The sequence below is a fragment of the Nocardioides sp. NPDC054178 genome (assembly GCF_055585005.1).
On record NZ_JBVJKY010000004.1, the window covers coordinates 94,191 to 109,979 of the forward strand.

Genomic DNA, 15,789 nt, shown 5'->3' on the forward strand with positions numbered 1-15,789 from the left:
GTGGCGGCGCGTGGAAGGATGGGTGTCATGAGCACCCGCACAGATGATCTCGACCGCGCCGACGACCTGCGCGCCGAGATCGACCGCACCGGCTACTACCCCGAGGTGGTGGCCGACTGTGTCGCCTCCGCCGTGGCGGGGGAGAAGGTGTCCTCCTTCTTCCTGCACCACGAGCCGACGTTCGACCGTGACGAGGTGCGCCGCCACCTCTCCGTGCTGGTGCTGACCCCGACCCGGCTGATCCTGGCGCACACCGACGAGCACGCCGGCGACGACCTGCTGCCCGAGCCCTACACCTCGACGTCGACCGAGGCCGTGCGCATCGACTCGGTCAACTCCGTGGTGGTGACCCGGATGATCACCAACCCGACCAAGGGGTCGAGCAAGCCCGCCGAGGTCGTCATGACCATCGGCTGGGGCGGCGTCAACCGGGTCGACCTGGAGCCTGCGGGCTGCTCCGACCCCAACTGCGACGCCGACCACGGCTACACCGGCGTGCTCACCCCTGACGACTTCTCGCTGCGCGTCTCGGCCGCCGCCGACGGTCACGACTCGGTCGCCCGCCTGCTCTCCTTCGCGGAATCGCTCTCGGCTCGCACCCACAACCGGTAGGAATCGGTGACCGGGTTTCTCGCCCCCGCCTACGGGGAGCGCTCACTGGGTGATGTCCTGCCGGCGGTCGCCGCCGCCATGGACGTCCCGCTGGGCACGCCCGACGGGCGAGCGGGTCTCGAGCTGCCCTCGGCGGCGGCGTACGTCGTCTTCCTGGTCGACGGGATGGGCACCAACCTGCTGCGCCGCTATGCGCACGCGGCGCCGTTCCTGGCCTCGCTGAGCGAGGACCAGACGCCCGGCACGGCCGGGGTGCCGTCGACGACGGCGACCAGCCTGACCTCGTTCGGGACCGGGCTGACGCCGGGTGGGCACGGCCTGGTCGGCTACACCTCCCGGATCCCCGGCACCGAGCACCTGCTCAACGCGCTGCAGTGGCGCAAGGACGTCGACCCGGTCGAGTGGCAGCCCAACCAGACCGTCTTCCAGCGGCTGGGCGAGGCCGGGGTGCCGGTCACCGTGATCAACAAGCGGGCCTTCGGCGGCTCGGGGCTGACCATCGCCGCCCACCGCGGCGCGGAGTTCGTCGGCGCCGACCGGGTCGGTGAGCGGATCGCCTCGGCGGTCGCGCTCTCCCGGGTGCCGGGCTCGCTGACCTACCTCTACGACGGCGATCTCGACTGGACCGGCCACAAGTACGGCGTCGCCTCCTCGCCGTGGCTGCAGCAGCTCTCGATGATCGACGCCGAGGCCGAGCAGCTGCGTGATGCCCTGGACCCGTCCGTACGCCTGCTGGTGCTCGCCGACCACGGCATGGTCGACTCACCGGCCGGCTCCCGCACCGACATCGACGACTTCCCCGAGCTCAGGCACGGGGTGGCCCTGGTCGGTGGGGAGGCCCGCTTCCGGCATCTCTACTGCTCGCGCGGCGCGGTCGAGGACGTGGTCGCGACCTGGTCGGAGACGCTGGGGGACAAGGCCGAGGTGATGACCCGGGAGACCGCGATCCGGCGGGGCTGGTTCGGTCCGGTCACCCCGTCGGTGCTGCCGCGGCTCGGCGACGTCATCGTCGCCTCTCGCGGCGTGCATGCGGTGGTCTCCACGAGCCTGTTCAACTACGAGACCACGCTGGTCGGGCTGCACGGGTCGCTGACCCCGGACGAGATGCTCATTCCGCTGCTGATCTCCTAGCCGGGGGAATGAACCCCGCCGCTAATGGTTACAACCCATGTATCCATTAGTGACACGTGGTGTCCGGCGGGAAGGTTTTGTCATGGGTGAGCACAGCATCGAGGGCCGGCGATGACCGGCCACTACGGAGAGGTCGCGTTCACGCCGCTGGTGGCCGAGCACCAGGCGGTCCACGGGAGCGCCGCCGCGTACGCCCGGATGATCGACGGCGAGAGCGTGCCGGACCGGATCGGCAGGGGAGAGGCCGCGTTCATCACCTCGCGGGACAGCTTCTTCCTGGCCACGGTCAGCGAGACGGGGTGGCCCTATATCCAGCACCGCGGCGGGCCGGCCGGGTTCTTGAAGGTGATCGACGAGACCACGCTGGGGTTCGCCGACTTCCGGGGCAACCGCCAGTACATCACCCGCGGGAACCTCGACCACGACGACCGGGTCTCGCTGTTCCTGATCGACTACCAGCTGCAGGCCAGGATGAAGATCTTCGGTCGCGCGCGGGTCGTCGAGCCCGAGGACGACGCCGAGCTGGTCGACTCGCTCGCTCCAGTCGGTCATCCGGCGCGGGTCGAGCGCGGGATCCTGATCGACGTCGAGGCCTTCGACTGGAACTGCAAGCAGCACATCCCGCAGCTGGTGCCCCTGGCGGTTGCCCGGAACACCGTCGCGGAGCTGACCGAGCGGATCAGCGAGCTCGAGGCCGAGCTTGCCCTCGTCCGCGGCCAGGTGACGACCGAGCCCTAGAGTGACCATCAGATCGATGACGAAGGAGGCGGCCGTGGAGCTGCAGGTGCCGGTGCTGTATCCGACCCAGCCCCGGGCCGTACGCCTCATGAACACGATCTGGGCCGACCGCACGGCGCTGCACGACTCCCTGGAGAGCATGGCGCACCTCGAGGCCTGGGCCGAGGAGGCAGGTCTCGGACGCCACCAGGACCTGGACGAGCACGATCTGGGTCGCGCCCGGGCGCTGCGGGACGCCCTGCGCCGGTTGGCCGCCGAGGTGACCGGCGACGGCCGGGCACACAGCGTCTCGGAAGGGGTCAGCACCGACGTGGCGCTCTCGGTGCTCAACGAGTTCGCGTCTCACTGCGCACCGGCCCTGCGCCATGACCCGCAGGGCGGCTACGCGCGCCAGTGGCTCAGCGACGGCTCCGGTCTGCAGCGGGAGCTGAACCTGGTCGCGCTGGAAGCATCCGAGGTGCTGGCCCAGGAGGCGCCCCACGAGCTGAAGGCGTGCGGTGGCCCCGGCTGCGTCCTCTACTTCGTCCGCGACCACCCACGCCGGGAGTGGTGCTCCGAGGGCTGCGGCAACCGGGCCCGGGTCGCACGCCACTATCGACGGAACAAGACCGGCGACGAGGGTCCTGCCACGAGCCGCGGCTCGGCCCACTAGGCTTCCGCGAGTGGCTGAGCTGACCTTCTGGACCGGGACGATGGACGCGGGGAAGTCGACCCTCGCGCTGCAGACCAACCACAATCACGCGGCTCGCGGCAGAGTGGGGCTGATCTTCACCGCTCACGACCGCTCGGGCGAGGCGGTGGTCACCTCGCGGCTGGGCCTGACCCACGACGCGATCGAGGTCACCGATGACTTCGACTTCTGGCGCCACGCCGTCGACGCGCTGACCCACGGCGCCCGGATCGACTACCTGATCTGTGACGAGGCGCAGTTCTACACGCCCGAGCAGATCGAGGCGCTCGCCAAGATCACCGACGAGCTGCAGATCGACGTCTTCTGCTTCGGCATCCTCACCGACTTCCGCACCCGGCTCTTCCCCGGCGCCGCCCGTCTGGTCGAGCTCGCAGACCGTACGGAGGTGCTGCAGGTCGAGGCGCTGTGCTGGTGCGGCAAGCGCGCCACCCACAACGCCCGGGTCGAGGACGGCGTCATGGTCACCGAGGGCGACCAGGTCCTTGTCGGCGACACCGACGAGGCCCCCAGCGCGGTCTCCTACGAGGTCCTCTGCCGCCAGCACCACCGGCGCCGCCTGACCGCGGCCCGGGCCCAGTCGGTCTCCCTGGTGCCCGAGCCGCTGCCGTTCGGCTGACCGCCACGCTGGTCGAGCCGTCACACGCTGGTCGAGCCGCGAGCGCCAGCGAGCGTGTCGAGACCAACACAGTCCCTCGAGCGCGGACGGGACCGTGTTGGTCTCGACACGCTCGGCCGCAGGCGGCCTCGCGGCTCGACCAGCGGTGGCTTTGCGGCTCGACCAGCGGCGGCTCTGCGGCTCGAGCAGCGGGGTCAGCGGTTGAGCGTGGGCATGGGCACGTCGGCGTACCTCGTCCCGACGGGGGTGCCCTGGGTGTCGAGCTGGACGCCGGGGCGGCCGTTCTCGACGACGTAGGTCGCGCGGGTGGAGACCGGGGCGCCCGGGCGCTGGACGTACGGCACGACCCGGAAGTCGCTGGAGAGCTCCTCGGGCGTGACCGTCACGCGGACATAGCCGCGCTGGCTGTTGAAGAACTTCAGGTGGTCGTTGGCCCGGAGCAGGCTCTCGCCGCCGGTGGTCATGTCGGCGCCGTCGCCGCCGCTGGCGATGGAGGTGCCGACGAACTCGCTGCCGACGACGGCCGACTCGGGGTCGTCGTAGTCGGCCAGCAGGTTGCTGGCGTAGTTGTGGTGCCGGTCGCCGGTGATGACGACCAGGTTCTCGATGCCGCTGGTCCGAGCGCCCGCCAGGAGCCGGTTGCGGTTGGCGACGTAGCCGTCCCACGGGTCCATGTAGAGGGTCTTGGCCTCGGTCTCGTCCAGGTCGGCCTCGGCCATCGGCGCCTGGTTGGCGAGCACCTGCCAGCGGGCGGTCGACTGCCGCCAGCTGCGCTGGAGCCACCTCTCCTGCTCGAAGCCCATCATCGAGCGCGACGGGTCGTAGATGTCCGGCGTCAGCTCCGGGCTCGCCGGGTCGCTGCCGTCACCGTAGGCCTGGTCGTCGCGGAACTGTCGGGTGTCGAGCACGTTGAAGTCGACCAGGTCGCCGTAGCGCAGGCTGCGGTAGATCTGCATGTCCGGACCGTCGGGCAGCGCGCCGGCCCGGAACGGCAGGTGCTCGTAGTAGGCCTGGAAGGCAGCCGTACGCCGCGGCATCCACAGCTCGCCCTGGGACTGGCTGCGCTCCTCGGGGTTCTCGTCGGCCCAGTTGTTCTCGACCTCGTGGTCGTCGGGTGCGACCACGAAGGCGTGGGACTGGTGGGCGGCCATCAGGTCCGGGTCGGACTTGTAGAGGCCGTACTGCAGGCGGTAGCGCGCCAGGTCGAGCGTCTCGCCGGCCACGGCGGGGGTGACCTGGGTGCCGCGCCAGTTGTTCTCGGGGGTGACGCCGGACTCGTACAGATAGTCGCCCAGGTGGAAGACGACGTCGACGTCCTCCTCCGCCAGGTGCCGGTAGGCGGTGTAGAAGCCGTGGCTGTAGAGCGCGCAGGAGGCGAAGGCGAAGCTCATCCGCGAGAGCGAGGAGCCGTACGCAGGGGCGGTCCGGGTGTGGCCGGTCTGGCTGACCTCGCCGGCGGCCAGGAAGCGGTACCAGTAGTCGCGGCCGGGGCGCAGGCCCCAGACCTCGGGGTGGACGGAGTGGCCGAAGTCCGGGGTGGCCGTGACGGTGCCGGACTTCACCACCGTGCGGAAGAGGGGGTCCTCGGCGATCTGCCAGCGGACCTTGACCGGCTCCTGCGGCATGCCGCCGAGGCCGTCAGGAGCGAGCGGCTCGGGGGCGAGCCGGGTCCACAGGACGACGGAGTTGGGGAGCGGGTCGCCGGAGGCGACGCCCAGGGTGAACGGGTAGCCGGAGAGCGACGTGGCGCCCTTGACGGAGACCGCGTCGGCGGGGATCGCGCCGGTGCCGAGCAGCATGGCTGCGGATGCGGCGAAGCCGGTGGTGGCGGTCGTGGAGAGGAGGGAGCGTCGGCTCAGCGAGTCGGGCAGGGGCATCGGGGGGCCTCCGAGAAGGGTGGAAGTGCTTGCCTCCACTCACTTCATCGGGGGCGCGTGAACTGCACCCGACCCGCTGCCGACTCTGTCGGGTCGGGTCGCCGACGCAACACGGACCGGCCGATGGCCGGTCCGTGAACGGGTTCACACCAGTCGGTTCACTCCGACTTGCCGCCGCCGAACATGATCTCGTCCCAGCTCGGGACCGAGGCGCGCTTGCGCCGCGCGGACGACTTCTTGGCCGGCTTCGGCTGAGCCTCTTCGGGCTGCTCGGGATCGGCAGGAGCCTCGGCGGCCGCGTGCTCGGCGACCGCCGGCTCGAGCTCGGGTTCGGCCGGGACCGGCGCCTGCTTGTCGGTCGGGGCCTCATCGCCCAGGAACGCCTCGAGCGGGGTGTCGACATCGACCTGTGCGGTCTTGGCCGGCTTGGTCTCCTTGACCGGCTTGGCGGCCGGGGGAGGAGTGACCGGAGTCGGTTCCGGGGCGGCCACCGGGGCCGGAGCGGGTGCCGCCGGGGCCTGTGCGGCCGGGGTCGAGCTCTGGGCGCGGCGCCTGCGGGCGGCGAGCATGTCGTCGGTGATCGGCTCCGGCTCGGGCGACGGGGCCTCGAGCTTCTCGCCGGTCAGCCAGCGGGCGTCGTCGTTGTCGAGCTCGACGAAGTTGCCGGGGGCGTCGTAGGTCAGCTCGGCGATGCCGGAGCGCTCGGGCGTCTCGTACTCACCGGTGAGCTTCCAGCGCCCGTCGGGACGCCGGTAGGAGTCCCAGTTGACCGACTCCGGGTCGATGTACATCGTCTGGAAGTGGGCGTTGACCGCCTCGCCCAGGGTGCGGGCGGTGCTGGCGGCCTCACCGGGCCGACGGCGCACGGAGGCCTGCTGGGCGCGCTGTGCCATGTGCTCGCGCTCGGCGAGGACGGGACCGGCGAAGGCCAAGATCTTCTCGACCGTGGTGCCGGCGACAGCGGCGACCTCCTCGGCACTCTCGCCCGAACGAATACGGGTCTGAATGTCACGGGGCCGCAGGCTGCTGCTCGGGGTCTTGTTCACGGTTTGCTCCGATCGGCGGGTCGACACAGCCTCGAGTGCTGCACGGAGACGGTCGTCGATGTCGGCGGTGTATTCACGGTCCTCGTCATCGACGAGAAGCATGCGTAAACCATCGTCACTGACCGAGATGAGCCGCAGAAGGACGGGTCCAGCCTCATCCGGTGCCTGCTCTTCGAGCTGGCCCGGAGTCAGGGGCAATCCTTCGGCTGACATCCTCTTCTCAATTCTAGATACGGTTGTGACGACCCTACGCCACTGACCTGCATCGTATGGGGTGGCCATGCGGCGTGGTCGTGGCATTTGGGGTTTTTGAGGCGAACGAGGCGACCATTTGTCGGTGGAACAGACGCTGACCCTCCTCGTGCTCGACCTGGTCGGGTGCTTCGTCTTCGCGCTCTCCGGCGGTCTGATGGCGGTCCGCAAGGAGCTCGACATCTTCGGCGTGATCGTGCTCGCCTGCGTCACCGGCCTCGGCGGCGGCTTCCTGCGTGACATGGCCATCGGCGCGACGCCCGTCGCCGCGCTCTCCGACTGGCGCTACCTCGTGGTGCCGATGACGGCCGGTCTGCTGACCTTCTACTTCCATCCGGCGCTGGGCCGTCTCGGGCCGCTGATCAACGTCTTCGACGCGCTGGGTCTGGGGCTGTTCGTCATCGCCGGGGCGGTCAAGGCCCTCGACTTCGGGCTCTCCCCGCTCGCGGCCGCGATCATGGGGCTGGCCACCGGCGTGGGCGGCGGGGTGATCCGCGACGTGCTCGCCGGTCAGGTGCCGATCATCCTGCGCCGCAGCGTCTTCTACGCCATCCCCGCCTTCGCCGGTGCGGCGATCGTGGCCTTCGGCCTGTTCCTCACACTGCCGCAGTCGCTGGTGATGACCGCCGCCTTCCTCGTCTGCGCCGGCTGGCGGCTGATGGCGATGTGGCGCCACTGGGAGGCCCCGCTCCCACGCGGCTCCGCGTCGGTCTGAGGTCGCTGCCGAACGCCGGGGTCAGTGGTCCGAGCAGCAGGGGATCTGGTGGCGGACCTCGAACGGCACCAGACCGGCGGCCGAGCGCTGGACCAGGAGTACGCAGCGCCCCTCGCGCCACACCGGCCGCGCGAACCCGGTGAGATCGAGGGTGTCGGCCGGGTCGAGCGTGATCCCCGCCAGCCCCTCGACGACGTCGACGACACTGTCCGCCTCGACCGCGGCCACCGTGGTCACGGTCTCGATCCTGGTGCGTCCCGGGTAGCGGGCCAGCCGCCCGGCGCTGCGCGCGAGGGCCTCGTGGATCGCGGGGGAGTCGGGGGTGACGTACGCCTGGAGTCGGTCGGACAGGAGCGCGGTCAGCTCCTCGACGGCCGGCCCGCCGGGACAGTCCAGGACGGCGACGAAGCGGGCGGTCGGCTCGCGCACGACGTGGGTGCTGATGACGTACGCATCCTCGGGCCGGCCCGGGCCGAGCACCTCGTCCAGGCGGTGGACGAGGTGCTCGGCGGCGGCGAGGTCCCGGGCATCGGCGTCGACGGCCAGGGTGGTCATCGAGCTGTGCTCATCGGGTGGGGACGACCCAGACCGGGTTGGTGTAGAACCACAGGTCGACCCACGGGTCGGCGTCGCCGACGACATCGATGGCGGGACCGGCCGGGTCGACGCTCGCGCCGAGGTAGCCGGGCTGGGACCGGTTGGCGTCGGTGCCGCGGACGCGCACGTAGAACGCCTCCTCGACCCGGCCGAGGTCGTAGCGCAGCTGGAAGGTGCCGGCGCGGCCCGAGGTGTCGGTCTGCTCGATCACCTTGGTGTCGGGCGCCTTCCAGGTGTCGCGGTCGGAGACGTACGTCGGGTCGACCGCGCCGCGGATCACGTCGACCCGGTTGAGGCTCGGAACGAACTGCGACCAGTTCGGGACGTCCTGGGCGGCGATGGTGACGACCAGCGAGATCCGGCTGCCCCGCTTCGCCTTCAGGGTGCCGCCGAGGCTCTCCGAGCCGCCGTCGGAGGAGACGACCCGGACGTCGACGGACTTCACCAGGGCGCCGTGGTCGACCCAGACGCGGCCGTTGCGAAGGCCCTTCATGACCGCGCCGTAGCTGCGCTCGGCGGCGCCGACGTGGGTGCGGCTGTAGTAGCCCGGCCAGAAGTCACCGGCGGTGGTGTTGAGGGAGCCGGCGTAGACCGGGTCGCCGTAGCGGCCGTTGGCGTTGAAGGAGGCGGAGTCCGATCCGTCGGGGCGGCGCGAGGTGGTGCCCCAGTTGACGTGGGAGTCGGAGTTGGCGCTGATCGACCACGGCTTGCCCTCGGCCAGCAGCGAGTCCCACAGGCCGCCGACGGTCGAGGTGAACCAGTCGAACCCGCCCCAGGAGCGGTAGGACTCGGCGGGGTAGCCGGGGAAGGAGTTCGGGCCGGCTGAGTTGCCGTAGTAGCCGCGGGCGCTGCCGGGGCCGTAGCCGGCGGGCAGTCCCGCGGCCTGGTGGCCGGGCGCACCCTCCCAGCCGATCGCGATCCGCGGGTCGGCGTCGCGCCAGGCACGCACCTCGTGGGGGCTGTCGATGCCGTTGCGGGCGGGGTGGTTGGCCAGGAAGAGCGCGTCCGCGACGCGGCGCTTGTCGACCTGCTTGCCGAGCCACTGGATGCCGGCGACGGCGAGGGCCTCGTTCTCCGGGGAGTTGCCGCTCGCGCCCTTGACCGAGCCGTCGTAGTCGTTCTCGAACTGTTTGAGCACCGCGACCTCGTGGGCGCCGGGGGCGACGAAGACGGTGCCGTGCTCGGCGGCCGGGATGTTCCACTCCAGGCCCTGGAAGATCAGGGTGTCCTTGAGGACCTTGCGCGCGGCCACGATGTCGGGGTTGACCAGGTCGACGCCGAGCTTCGCGTGGGTCGCGCCGCCGTGGTCGGTGATGACCAGCCAGTCCAGGCCGTACGCGGCGCCGTGCTGTGCCTGGTCGATGACCCGGTACATCGCATCGGAGCTGTGCTGGGTGTGGATGTGGTGGTCGCCGGCGAGCCAGTGCCGGATCGTGTCCCGGGGCCTGCTCTTCGCGGTGGCGGTGGTGGCGGTCTCGGCCATCGCCGGGGTCACGCCGGTCATCCCGGCCATCCCGGCGGTCACGGCGCCGGCGATGCCGGCGGCGCGCAGCAGGTTGCGCCGGGAGACCTCGGCGGGACGCAGGTCGCCGTCGGACGCGTCCGAGGAGGCGGCGAGGGTGATCTCGTCGACCTCGTGGGAGTGAGTGTGGCTGTGCGCGTGGCCGTGCGCGTGGGTGTGCTGGTGCCCGTCGGGCCCGTGCGAGTGGGGGTGGTGCTCGTGTGACACGTCGAAACCTCCGCGTGGGATAAGGGGTCTCCGCGTGCCCGAGCAGCGGGGCTCACAGCCAATCGGCGCCCGATGGCCGGGGTACGTCGCCCGGTTGCCCACTCGGTGAAATTTTGCCGAGGCGTCACCCCGGTCGGCCGACTGGTCACGTACGCGGACCGAGGCGTCACCATCTTTGCAAGTAAGGCTAACCTTACTCGCGTGACGACCACCGACCGCCGCAACGAAGACGCCGAGACGCTCGCCGACCTTCTCGGAGGCGCTCGGGGCGCGATCGACGCCACCGTCCCGCCTGTCGCGTTCGTGGCCGGCTGGCTGGTCAGCGGGGAGCTGTGGATCGCGACCGTGGTGGCGCTCGGGCTGGCCGCGGTCGTGGCGGTCTGGCAGTGGCGCAAGGGCCGCAAGCCGCGCGCGGTGCTGCTGGGTGTGGCAGGCGTCGCGGTCGCGGCGATGATCGCGCTGCGTACGGGCCGGGCGGAGGACTTCTTCGTGGTCCAGCTCGCCGCCAACGCGGCCAGCGCCCTGGTCTGGGTGGTCAGCATCGCGTTCCGCTGGCCGCTGCTGGGGGTGGTCGTGGGCCTGATCCTGCGTCAGCGCGGCGCCTGGCGGCGCGACCCGGCTCTGCTGCGCGGCTACTCGCTGGCGAGCTGGGTCTGGGTGTGTCAGTACGTCATCCGGGTCGCCGTCTTCGGCCCGCTGTGGTGGTCCGGCGACGTGGTCGCCCTGGCGATCGCCCGGGTCGCGCTCAGCTGGCCGCTGGTCGCGCTGTGCCTGCTGGTGAGTTGGTTCGTGCTGCGGCGCTCGCTGCCCGAGGAGCACCCCGGGCTGCGCCACCCTCAGGTCAGCCCGGCCTGAAGCAGGTCGTAGAGGCGGCGGGTGGCGCGCTGCTGGTCGCCCTCTCGGATCACGAGCGCGAGCCCTGCGCGGACCTCCGCGTCTTCGAGCGGCGTCGCGACCAGGTCGGTACCGGCCGCCATCGACTCGGCCAGCACACAGATGCCCAGCCCGCGGGCGGTCAGACCGAGCAGCGTCTCCGGGTTGGACCCCGACAGGTCGACCCTTGGCTCCACGCCCGCCCGCGCGCACGACTGCTCCAGGGCCGTCCGTATGCCCGTCCCCGGCGGGATGCAGAGCACCGTCTCCTCGTGGAGGTCGGCGAGCCGAGGCCGCGCGCCGGCAAGGCGATGGCCGGCAGGGGTGATCACCGCGAGCCGCTCGTCGCTGACCGACTCCGTGGCCAGGCCGTCGACGACCGGACCCGCGTGGGAGATCAGCGCCAGGTCGAGCTCGCCGGCGAGCGTACGTCGCTGGAGACGGTCGGAGGTGTCCTCGACGAGCTCGACGCTGACGCCGGGATGCTCCCGGTGGAAGGTGGCGACGGCGTCGAGGAAGCCGGGGATCGTGCAGCCGGCGATCATCCCGAGGCGTACCTGTCCACGGATCAGGTCGCTCAGCTCGTCGGCGCTCTGCCGCACGCCCTCGATCGCCCGGATCGCGTCGCGGGCCCGGGGGAGGAGCGTCTCGCCAGCATGCGTGAGACGTACGTTGCGAGGGCCGCGCACGAGCAGCTCGTGGCCGAGCTCGCGCTCGAGCTTGGCCAGCTGGGCGCTGATGCCCGACTGGCTCACGTGGAGGCGCTGCGCCGCGGCCGTGAACGAGCCGTGGTCGACGACGGCGACGAAGTAGCGAAGCTGTCCGATCTCCATAAGCGTTGATGCTAGCAATCAGCAGAACTATCTGTTTGAGTGTTGGTCCGATCCGGGTCAGGCTGGGTGGTGAAAGCCGAACCGACCTGAGGAGATCCGATGACCGCATCCGCTGCCGAGCTCGCCGAGGCGTACTTCACCGCCTGGCAGGAGCGCGACTTCACCCGCCTGCGCACGCTGCTGGCCGACGACGTGAGCTTCGCCGGCCCGCTGGCCACGATCGAGGGCGCCGAGGAGTGCGTCGCCGGCCTGGCGGGGATGGCGCAGGTGCTCGACAAGATCGAGGTGCACGAGCGGCTCGCCGACGGGCCGAGCGTGATCACCTGGTTCGACCTGCACACCACTGTCGCCGAGCCTGCCCCCACCGCCAACTGGATGCGCGTCGAGGACGGGCTGATCACGGAGATCCGGGTCGCCTTCGACCCGCGCGGGATCCTCGCCGCGCGAGGCTAGATGATCTGCTAGGCGACCTGCTGGTCGCGCGGTTGCGTCCGGGCGGTCTCGCGGATGACCTCGGCCACCAGGTCGGGGTCATCGTTCATCGGTACGTGGCCGCAGCCCGCCAGCCACCGGTGGGTCGCGTGCGGAAGCCGCCGAGCGGCCACCTTCGCCTGGTAGGGCAGGAGGGTGAGGTCGCGCGAGGCCCAGGCGATCGTCGTCGGGACGTCGGTCCGCGTCGCTCCGGGGTAGCGGTAGGCGCCGCTGAAGAAGGTCTTGATCCCCGCGCGCGAGGCGACCATGTTGGCCGTGTCGGCGGCCGCCATGGCCGGGTCGATCCGGTCCGGGTGAGCGAAGAAGCAGCCCATCGTGACCGTACGTGCCACCCGCGACTGCAGCAGCGTGCCCGACACCGGTGCCAGCGGCCGCGCGACCGCCTGGATCCCGGTGAACACGCCGCGGACGTAGAGGTAGTCGATGCCGTTCATCCAGAACCCGGCGGGGGAGAGTGCCGTCACCGAGCGCGCGTGGCCGGCATCGCCCATCTCCAGCGCGAGCAGGCCGCCGAGGCTGTTGCCGGCGACATGTGGCCGCTCGATCCCGAGCTCGCTGCGAAGCGTATGCAGCTCCTCGGTCACCGCCTCCCGCACCGTACGCCCCGCCAGCTCGAACGCCGGCGACTCACCGTGCCCCGGCAGATCGACCGTGATCACCTCGAACTCCTCGGCCAGCCGCTCCACCACCGCCGCCCACGCCTGTCGGCGGTGCCCGATGCCATGGAGCAGGAGCAGCGGCTCCCCGCTGCCGGTCCGTTCGTACGCGAGCATCGTCGCTCCTTCGGTTGCCTCTGGGTGTCGTGCCGATGCCTGGGAGCCTACGTCCCACGTATCCCCGAATGTGGGTCCGGCGAGCGCATGCGCTAATGTTTCACCCGCAACGCGTGATTGGCGCAGTGGTAGCGCACTTCGTTCACACCGAAGGGGTCACTGGTTCGAACCCAGTATCACGCACCATCCGAGAAACCCCGTCTGATCTGGTACTTCACCGATCAGGCGGGGTTTCGTCTATCAAAAAGTGCTACGAGGATGCTATGTCGCGTCGGTGCGTTGAGGTCCAAACCCATTCGCGTGATCATGAACCGTGCAGGGAGGTCGACTACGATGGCCAGAACTGACCATCCGGGCCAAGAGCGGGCAGGAGCGATCACACTCTCGGGACCTCGAAACAGATAGACCTGACGATCCCGCGGACCCGCATCTGGTCGGTCAAGTACGCCGAGGCCTCAAGCATGCCCAACGGCAGAATCGCCCTCACCGCCCCCAACGGCAACCGCGACCTGCTGCGCGTCCGTTGAGGCCGACGCAACCAGCCTTGCCGCGAGCTGGCCGAAATGCTCATCCCCAACAGCACGAGACCCGCCAACGCATCAGCGGGCCTGGCACTCACCCCATCCCCGCCATTTGCGGTTGACGCCTCAACCGCAGGCGAGTTCGAATACGGTTGTCTTTACCTAAACGCCTTCATGCCAGCGAAGACGTCTCAAACCCGCACCAAGCGGGGGATCTCGGGGGATTCAGTTGCGTTCTCATCGTCCATTTCGGCTCGGTGTCGCGTTCGCCGCAGTGCTAGCGGTGACTGCACCACTGCCCGCCGGCGCCGAAGACTTCAACCACCTGCGCTCATCGACGACGGCCCCATCGCCACCACCGTCCGCATCGGCTGCGGCCGGCACCCAGGTGCCCTCGGCGTACGAGCCGGGGAAGGTGGAGACCTTCAAGCCGAAGCCGGCGCCGGGCAACTGGCAGACCTTCAACAACTCCAAGGCGAAGGTGAGCTTCAAGGTGCCACCGAAATGGAAAGAGGACGAGGAGTTGGCCTCGGCTCCCGACCTCCAGGTCCCGGGCGACGGTGGAGATGACAAGGTCGTCGTCTCGGCACCGCCGTGGGGACCCTCCACAGTGCAGTGGACCGGATTCCTCACGTTGGAGTCCCAAGTACCGCTGTCTTTCGGCGGCGGCGACGACGGCAAGCCGCCCAAGGATCCCGCCCGGTTCGGGGAGTACCTCGACCAGGAAGTCGGGGTTCACTTCACTCATCCCGACAGCGGGTTCCGGCTGCCGAACGTCCAAGCGGGCGGTAAGCAGCTCTACCACTTCGTGGAGTACAACCCCGACGGCGGCGAGGTTGGTTCTCGGGAGCACTCATTCGGCACGTGGCACAACGGCCGACACATCTGGATCAACTTCACCTTCAGTTCCCACGCCTCCGGTGCCGAGGTACAGGACTACCTGACCAACGTCATGCCCACCTTCAAGTTCAGCTGACCGAGGAGATACCACGATGCGTAAGACAGCACTGGCCTTCATGGTCACCGCCGCGATCGCCTTGGCCGGCTGCGGGCAGAGCTCAACCGCGAGCGGCAACGCCGGCGAGGCCACCGAGAGCGAGGATGGGACCAAGGCTCCGGCAGAACTGACGCTCTCCAAACGCGACCAGGCCTTCTGTGCCAAGGCGACGGAGCTGCCCGACCTCGAGGACGACAAGGACGGACTGTGGAACGTCCTGTTCTTGATGATGAGCGACTACGCGGAGAACGCCGACCTCCAGGCGACCGCAGAGGAGCTCCGGTCGAAAGCCCCTGTCGGAGCGGAGCGACGCCCCTACCTCGATCAGGTGCTCAAGACCTGCACCGAGAACGGGATGAGCGCAACCACTGATGAACAGTCTGACTCGTCGGGTTCGTCGGACGGTCCCGGTGAAGCGGCGTCGATCGATCCGGCGGCGTGGCCGCCGAAGCTCGGCGATCAGATCCCTGGGATCTGGGTCCCTGACGCCACGATCACCGTCCCCGACGACAAGTGGCACTTCGTACTGGCCGGCGACAAAAAGCGGAGCCCCGTCGCCTACTACGACAAGCTCGAGAAGGACCAGAGCGCCCCGATGAAGATCCAGGTCAGGAACCTGGCTGCCGGCGGCGAAGGCGGGAAAGCCACCGCCGAGGACCTCGACAAGATGCTCAAGTTCGAGCTCCCCCACGATGAAGGACTTCTACGACAACGTACGACGACACGACGACGTCACCTCCGACGGCGGGCTCCTGCTCACGCACGTCAGCTATGAGTCAGATGACTTCTGGTTCGAGACGTACAAGACCATGCTCTACGGCAACACCCTTGAGGTCGAGTTGCTCTGTTACAAGGACAAGCGATTCCCCGACAATTCCGCCGAGGCCTGTGCGTCCTATGGCGAGAAGGTCGCCGCGGGCATCCACCCGAACTAGACCCTTGCCCATTTCTCTGGCGGCACATCGGACCCAGGAATAGCTGAGGGCCCGCGCGGTGAAGTCCGCCGGGCCCTCAGATCTCGGTCGCTAGCTGAGAGACATGCCTCCGCCTTCGCCTCAACGCCTAGACAAGAGATCGGCGGCTTCTCGATGAGCTACGACGGTCGTTGGAACCCGTCCGATGCGGGCACATCGATGCCGTTCGCCGCGCCCACGCACGGCCTTCGATCTGCTGCCAACTGAGGGCCCCTTAGCGCCTGCTTTGCGCCGAGACCCGTCGCTCACTTCTCGAGCCTGAGCCACATAGAGGCACGATTGCCGCCGAGACGGCCAAGACACCAGCCGTCTTCTTCACCAA

17 protein-coding genes and 1 tRNA gene are annotated in these 15,789 nt (G+C 69.7%); 12 read left to right on the forward strand and 6 right to left on the reverse strand.

Features of this window, described 5'->3' with window-relative positions; genetic code table 11:
• Window positions 1-27 precede the first annotated feature (27 nt).
• The 5 genes from ACZ6WN_RS16390 (at window position 28) to ACZ6WN_RS16410 (ending at window position 3,788) form a co-directional block, all read left to right on the forward strand.
• Complete coding sequence (locus tag ACZ6WN_RS16390; RefSeq protein ID WP_008361736.1) at window positions 28-612, forward strand: DUF5998 family protein; 585 nt, start codon at window positions 28-30, stop codon at window positions 610-612.
• A gap of 6 nt (window positions 613-618) precedes the next feature.
• Complete coding sequence (locus ACZ6WN_RS16395; protein WP_465865972.1) at window positions 619-1,743, forward strand: alkaline phosphatase family protein; 1,125 nt, start codon at window positions 619-621, stop codon at window positions 1,741-1,743.
• 111 nt (window positions 1,744-1,854) lie between these two features.
• Window positions 1,855-2,481: a pyridoxamine 5'-phosphate oxidase family protein gene (locus ACZ6WN_RS16400; protein ID WP_465865973.1), complete on the forward strand. Its 627-nt coding sequence runs from the start codon at window positions 1,855-1,857 to the stop codon at window positions 2,479-2,481.
• Window positions 2,482-2,497: 16 nt separating this feature from the next.
• Entirely contained in the window at window positions 2,498-3,133 is a 636-nt protein-coding gene (locus tag ACZ6WN_RS16405) for a CGNR zinc finger domain-containing protein (protein ID WP_465865975.1), read from the forward strand.
• A gap of 10 nt (window positions 3,134-3,143) precedes the next feature.
• A complete protein-coding gene (locus ACZ6WN_RS16410) occupies window positions 3,144-3,788 on the forward strand; it encodes a thymidine kinase (protein ID WP_357339292.1) in 645 nt (214 codons plus the stop codon).
• Between the two features lie 194 nt (window positions 3,789-3,982).
• Here the strand turns inward: ACZ6WN_RS16410 and ACZ6WN_RS16415 are convergent, their stop codons facing one another.
• Both ACZ6WN_RS16415 and sepH read right to left on the reverse strand, forming a co-directional pair.
• Window positions 3,983-5,665: an alkaline phosphatase D family protein gene (locus ACZ6WN_RS16415; RefSeq protein WP_465865976.1), complete on the reverse strand. Its 1,683-nt coding sequence runs from the start codon at window positions 5,663-5,665 to the stop codon at window positions 3,983-3,985.
• A gap of 158 nt (window positions 5,666-5,823) precedes the next feature.
• Window positions 5,824-7,146, reverse strand: a complete 1,323-nt coding sequence (gene sepH, locus ACZ6WN_RS16420) for a septation protein SepH (RefSeq protein ID WP_465865977.1) — start codon at window positions 7,144-7,146, stop codon at window positions 5,824-5,826.
• On the opposite strand from sepH, the gene ACZ6WN_RS16425 reads away from it, so the two are divergent.
• Window positions 7,049-7,678, forward strand: coding sequence for a trimeric intracellular cation channel family protein (locus ACZ6WN_RS16425; RefSeq protein ID WP_465865978.1), 630 nt, complete (start codon window positions 7,049-7,051; stop codon window positions 7,676-7,678). The genes sepH and ACZ6WN_RS16425 overlap by 98 nt on opposite strands.
• 21 nt (window positions 7,679-7,699) lie before the next feature.
• Here ACZ6WN_RS16425 and ACZ6WN_RS16430 read toward each other — a convergent pair whose 3' ends face one another.
• Together ACZ6WN_RS16430 and ACZ6WN_RS16435 are read right to left on the reverse strand one after the other, a co-directional pair.
• Window positions 7,700-8,233, reverse strand: a complete 534-nt coding sequence (locus ACZ6WN_RS16430; RefSeq protein ID WP_465865979.1) for a hypothetical protein — start codon at window positions 8,231-8,233, stop codon at window positions 7,700-7,702.
• A gap of 10 nt (window positions 8,234-8,243) precedes the next feature.
• The gene (locus ACZ6WN_RS16435) at window positions 8,244-10,004 is read right to left on the reverse strand and encodes a histidinol-phosphatase (protein ID WP_465865980.1); all 1,761 of its coding nucleotides are present in this window, start codon (window positions 10,002-10,004) and stop codon (window positions 8,244-8,246) included.
• Window positions 10,005-10,205: 201 nt separating this feature from the next.
• Here ACZ6WN_RS16435 and ACZ6WN_RS16440 point away from each other — a divergent pair, with 201 nt between their 5' ends.
• Window positions 10,206-10,859: a DUF3159 domain-containing protein gene (locus tag ACZ6WN_RS16440; protein WP_465865981.1), complete on the forward strand. Its 654-nt coding sequence runs from the start codon at window positions 10,206-10,208 to the stop codon at window positions 10,857-10,859.
• Here the strand turns inward: ACZ6WN_RS16440 and ACZ6WN_RS16445 are convergent.
• Window positions 10,841-11,710: a LysR family transcriptional regulator gene (locus ACZ6WN_RS16445; protein WP_465865983.1), complete on the reverse strand. Its 870-nt coding sequence runs from the start codon at window positions 11,708-11,710 to the stop codon at window positions 10,841-10,843. The two genes, ACZ6WN_RS16440 and ACZ6WN_RS16445, sit on opposite strands and share 19 nt — an antisense overlap.
• A gap of 99 nt (window positions 11,711-11,809) precedes the next feature.
• Here ACZ6WN_RS16445 and ACZ6WN_RS16450 point away from each other — a divergent pair, with 99 nt between their 5' ends.
• Entirely contained in the window at window positions 11,810-12,163 is a 354-nt protein-coding gene (locus ACZ6WN_RS16450; protein WP_465865984.1) for a nuclear transport factor 2 family protein, read from the forward strand.
• 8 nt (window positions 12,164-12,171) lie between these two features.
• Here ACZ6WN_RS16450 and ACZ6WN_RS16455 read toward each other — a convergent pair whose 3' ends face one another.
• Window positions 12,172-12,975 (reverse strand): alpha/beta fold hydrolase, encoded by an 804-nt coding sequence (locus ACZ6WN_RS16455; RefSeq protein WP_465865985.1) that lies wholly within the window; start codon window positions 12,973-12,975, stop codon window positions 12,172-12,174.
• A gap of 111 nt (window positions 12,976-13,086) precedes the next feature.
• Between ACZ6WN_RS16455 and ACZ6WN_RS16460 the strand changes: the two genes are divergently transcribed.
• From ACZ6WN_RS16460 to ACZ6WN_RS16475, 4 genes are all read left to right on the forward strand, one after another.
• A tRNA-Val gene (locus tag ACZ6WN_RS16460) sits at window positions 13,087-13,161 on the forward strand.
• Window positions 13,162-13,911: 750 nt separating this feature from the next.
• Complete coding sequence (locus tag ACZ6WN_RS16465; protein WP_465865987.1) at window positions 13,912-14,472, forward strand: hypothetical protein; 561 nt, start codon at window positions 13,912-13,914, stop codon at window positions 14,470-14,472.
• Between the two features lie 16 nt (window positions 14,473-14,488).
• Entirely contained in the window at window positions 14,489-15,268 is a 780-nt protein-coding gene (locus ACZ6WN_RS16470) for a hypothetical protein (protein WP_465865988.1), read from the forward strand.
• Between the two features lie 34 nt (window positions 15,269-15,302).
• Window positions 15,303-15,428: a hypothetical protein gene (locus ACZ6WN_RS16475; protein ID WP_465865989.1), complete on the forward strand. Its 126-nt coding sequence runs from the start codon at window positions 15,303-15,305 to the stop codon at window positions 15,426-15,428.
• Window positions 15,429-15,789: the final 361 nt, after the last annotated feature.